We start from the raw sequence: 3,615 nt of genomic DNA on the forward strand, positions 1-3,615 counted from the left end.
TACTGCGTCCCGGGTGGCTAATGCTCCCCCGCTGAACTCGAAACCCTTGGCGGTTGATCGATTTCAGCGGCGATCGGATGAAGCATTAGCCACCCGGGACGCAGTAACAGCCTCGCCCGTGTGCTTAGTCAGCTTCGGCACTTTCGACCGGGCAGAGGCAAGTCGCTGGTCGGCGCGTCCGCTTCCCGTTCACCGTCACAGGTGCGGGCAACGATCGCCATGGGCCATCGGCGTTTGAGTTGCCTGACTCTGACTCTCGATCTTGCAACCGCAGGAGTTTTCGACAATGCGAGCCCTCACGATTCCTTTTTTGCTGCTGTTCGCGCTCAGCGCCACGACTGCGGTGCACGCCGATGACCCCAAGCCCTCGGGCGTGGTCCTCGACTTGCGCGGGCCGCCGAACCCACCCGAGGGCGGGAACTTCACCATCACCTACACCGTCACCTTCGGGGGGGGGCTTCCAGCTAATGTGGTTCCAATCTGCTACGGCGGAGGGTACAACCCGACGAAGGTCGCATCGGCCGTAGATGACTGGCAGACCGACGGGTACGTGGTCGAAAAGGCGGGCGACACCCGCATCCGGTTGATCGGGCGGAAGGACAAGCAGGGCAAGGTGTACCCGGTCACCGGCATCAAAATCGAGTCCAAGGACCTGCCGACCGATCAACTCCCCAAAGTCGTTCCCGACGCCAAGAACATGGGCTGACCGCGCGGCGGCAACCGCCCCGCCGCCGCTCGACGACCGCGCCCCGTCCAAGCGCAAGGGCGGGGAGTAACCAGGGCCGTTCGGGTGCGCCGTCCGGCGGATCGGCAGAAGCAACTCCGCGACCGGCTCGGTCAACGGCCCCCCGGCTCCACGCGGCCAACGCCCGCAAGGAGGCTGGTCATGAGTGAGACGCTCCGATCACCCAAGCTCAAGAGCTGACACCTGGACCGCGGAGCCATCGTCTATGCCCGTCACCCGACGCCCCAGCAGGTCGCCGACCACAAGGAATCGACGGCCCGCCAGTACGCGCGGGTGGACCGGGCCGTCGCGCTCGGGTGGGTCCGCGACCGGGTCACCACCATCGACGACCTGGGCAAGAGCGGCCCGTCCATCGAGGGCCGGCTCGGGGTCCAGCGGCTCCTGGCCGAGGTCGCCCTCGACTGCGTCGGCATGATCCTGGGGGTGGAGATGAGCCGCTTGGCCCGGTCGTGCAAGGGCTGGCACCGGTTGCTGGAACGGTGCGCCCGGCTGAGCTAGCGCACGAATCGGGACTGGCGTTGTCAAGAGTGTGAACCCGATCGAGGCCTCACGCCTCGCGCGACCCGTTGGTGCGCGTTCGCGTTGTGTCTCGTGGAACTCGGCGACTCGTCCGCCTCGTGCGGCCGGACCGAATTGGGGCGGCGTGTGGACCGCGTTAATGGTGGTTCCGAAAGCGCGACGGACGCGGCCGGTATTTTCTTGTGTCGCCTACCGCCTCCGGAACACGCCCATGTCGCTCCAGCGCGTCCCGCACGTCCCGGGATTTCTGTTCGATCCCACCTATTTTGCTCCCGTGGCGTGCGCCGGTCTGTTGGCGCACGCGCTCCGCCTGTACGAGCGGCTCGAAGCCGCGGTCGGGCAGGGCGGCGCGTCCGAGCGGGCGCACATCCCGCAACCCGCGTACGTCCGCAGCGCGGATCACAACCTCGCGAGCGAGGAGCACTTCGCGCGTGTGACGCTTACCGAGGACCAGGGGCGCACGATCCGGGCCGAGTACTTTCCGCGGTACGGGGAAGACGGGCACTCGCTGGGGTACTTCCAGCGGGACGCGAACCTTCCCGATTTCGTTCGCGACGAACTGGTTCCGGGCGTTCACGGGCTCGTGGCGTCCGAAGGGCTCGTGACCCCGCAGCAAGAGCTGACGTGGAAGCTCACCGCCAACTTCTACCGCCGCGCGAACGGCCGGGTCGCGGGGTTCCCGTTCCACGTCGACATCCCGTCGAACGGCGTGGTGACGATGATCTTGAACGTTCAGCGCGAGGCGCGGTTCCAGATCGTAAAGGGCGGCGCGGTGACCGACATCACGCTGCCGTTCGGGGCGCTGCTCTTGCTGAGCGGTGAGAGCCGGTACGAGTGGAAACACCGGGTTCTGCCGTCCGAAGCCCCAGCCGGTCGCGCGGGACATCCGGTGGAACGGGTGTCGCTGGTGCTTGGGTACCAGTAGAGCCGCGTCCCCGCGGCGCGGTCGCGTTCGGCCCGGGAAGGCGTCCGGTGCGAACGCGGGTGAACGATTGGCGCCCGTGCCGCTTGTCGCTGAAACAGCGCGGGAGCCGGCGTCACCCGCTCGCGGCGGGCGGTTCCTCGTCCGGCGCGTCGAGCTTGATCCCGCGCTTCGCGAGCGCCTGGCGCAGGATGAACTCGATCTGCCCGTTCAGGCTGCGCAGGTCCTCCTCGGCCCACCGCTGGACGGCGGCGTGGACCCTGGGATCGAGCCGCAGCAGGAACGGCTTCACTTCCTTCTTGGCCATGACGTGCCGGAGGACGGCCGCGCGGGTGACGCAGCCGGCTGCGTCGCCCGTCGCCCCGCCCTTCGTCCTCACGAGAGGGGAGTTAGTTGTACAGCGTGCCGGTGTTCAGCACCGGTTGCGGCACCGAGTGCCCGCACAGCACGACCAAGAGGTTGCTCACCATCGCGGCCCGGCGCTCCGGGTCCAGTTCGATCACGTTCCGCTCCTTCAGCAGGTCCAGCGCGCTCTCGACCATCCCGACCGCGCCGGCCACGATCTGCGACCGGGCCGCGACGATGGCCCCGGCCTGCTGGCGCTGGAGCATCGCCGCCGCGATCTCGCGGGCGTAGGCCAGGTAGCTGATCCGCGCCTCGAGCACCTCCACGCCCGCCATCTGCATCCGGGTGTGCAACTCGTGCTTCAGTTGCGTGGCCACTTCCTCGATGTGCCCCCGGAGCGAGTGCGCGTCGCTGTCCGGCGCGTCGTAGCTGTACCGACTCGCGAGGCTGCGGAGCGCGGCGTCCGCCTGGAGCTTCACGAACTCCTCGTAGTCGTCCACCTGGAACACCGCCTCCGTCGGGTTCACCACCTTCCACAGCACCACCGCGGAGATCTCGATCGGGGTGCCGTCCTTGTCGTTCACCTTGATCGGCTCGCGGTGCGTGCTCGCCGGCACCAGCACCGTCCCCGCGGCGTCCTTCTTCTCCTCGGTCTTGTTCATGCCGGTCTCGAACGTCCGCACCCGCAAACTCACCCGGGTGCGCCAGTACAGCGGGTTGCCGTAGAAGAACCCGGTCCGCCGCACCGTGCCGACGTACTTGCCGAACAGTTGCACCACCCGCGCCTGGTTCGGCCCGTTCACGATGAACCCGGCCCAGGCGAACAGCCATAACACCCACAGCGGCACGATGCCCCACGCGAGTTCCGGCGCGTGCTGTTGCACCGACGTGACGACCAGCGAGATCAACACGCCCAGCCACAAGAACATTCCGAGCAGTGCCACCCAGCCGGAATTCAGCTTCAGTTCGCGGTCTTCCACGACAGGTGTCTCCGATACTGTTTTGATATCACTTTGAAATCGTGCGCTCTGTTGGAGTGTTCGCCAAGCGGGGCCGCCGATTTCGGCCTATCACTGCGAAATCA

Annotated in this window: 5 protein-coding genes; 3 read left to right on the forward strand and 2 right to left on the reverse strand. The window is 67.2% G+C overall.

Annotated elements, in window-relative coordinates:
* Window positions 1-286: 286 nt before the first annotated feature.
* The 3 genes from R5W23_RS05780 to R5W23_RS05790 all read left to right on the forward strand — a co-directional run bounded on the left by R5W23_RS05780 (window position 287) and on the right by R5W23_RS05790 (window position 2,189).
* Window positions 287-706 carry a hypothetical protein gene (locus R5W23_RS05780; RefSeq protein WP_320685512.1) on the forward strand — a complete coding sequence of 140 codons (420 nt, stop codon included), beginning with the start codon at window positions 287-289 and terminating at the stop codon, window positions 704-706.
* A 237-nt stretch (window positions 707-943) separates the two neighbouring features.
* Window positions 944-1,243 carry a recombinase family protein gene (locus R5W23_RS05785; RefSeq protein WP_320685516.1) on the forward strand — a complete coding sequence of 100 codons (300 nt, stop codon included), beginning with the start codon at window positions 944-946 and terminating at the stop codon, window positions 1,241-1,243.
* A gap of 232 nt (window positions 1,244-1,475) precedes the next feature.
* Entirely contained in the window at window positions 1,476-2,189 is a 714-nt protein-coding gene (locus tag R5W23_RS05790; protein ID WP_320685513.1) for a hypothetical protein, read from the forward strand.
* A gap of 112 nt (window positions 2,190-2,301) precedes the next feature.
* Here R5W23_RS05790 and R5W23_RS05795 read toward each other — a convergent pair whose 3' ends face one another.
* On the reverse strand, window positions 2,302-2,565 hold the full coding sequence (locus R5W23_RS05795; protein ID WP_320685514.1) for a hypothetical protein: 264 nt from the start codon (window positions 2,563-2,565) through the stop codon (window positions 2,302-2,304).
* Between the two features lie 10 nt (window positions 2,566-2,575).
* Window positions 2,576-3,511: an SPFH domain-containing protein gene (locus R5W23_RS05800; protein ID WP_320685515.1), complete on the reverse strand. Its 936-nt coding sequence runs from the start codon at window positions 3,509-3,511 to the stop codon at window positions 2,576-2,578.
* Window positions 3,512-3,615 lie beyond the last annotated feature (104 nt).

The sequence above is a fragment of the Gemmata algarum genome (assembly GCF_034097035.1).
Taxonomy (GTDB): Bacteria; Planctomycetota; Planctomycetia; order Gemmatales; family Gemmataceae; genus Gemmata; species Gemmata algarum.

Bases quoted from the DNA above. Each gene is read 5' to 3' on its own strand.
- R5W23_RS05780 (WP_320685512.1), top strand. From the start codon at position 287: ATGCGAGCCCTCACGATTCCTTTTTTGCTGCTGTTCGCGCTCAGCGCC.
- R5W23_RS05790 (WP_320685513.1), top strand. From the start codon at position 1,476: ATGTCGCTCCAGCGCGTCCCGCACGTCCCGGGATTTCTGTTCGATCCC.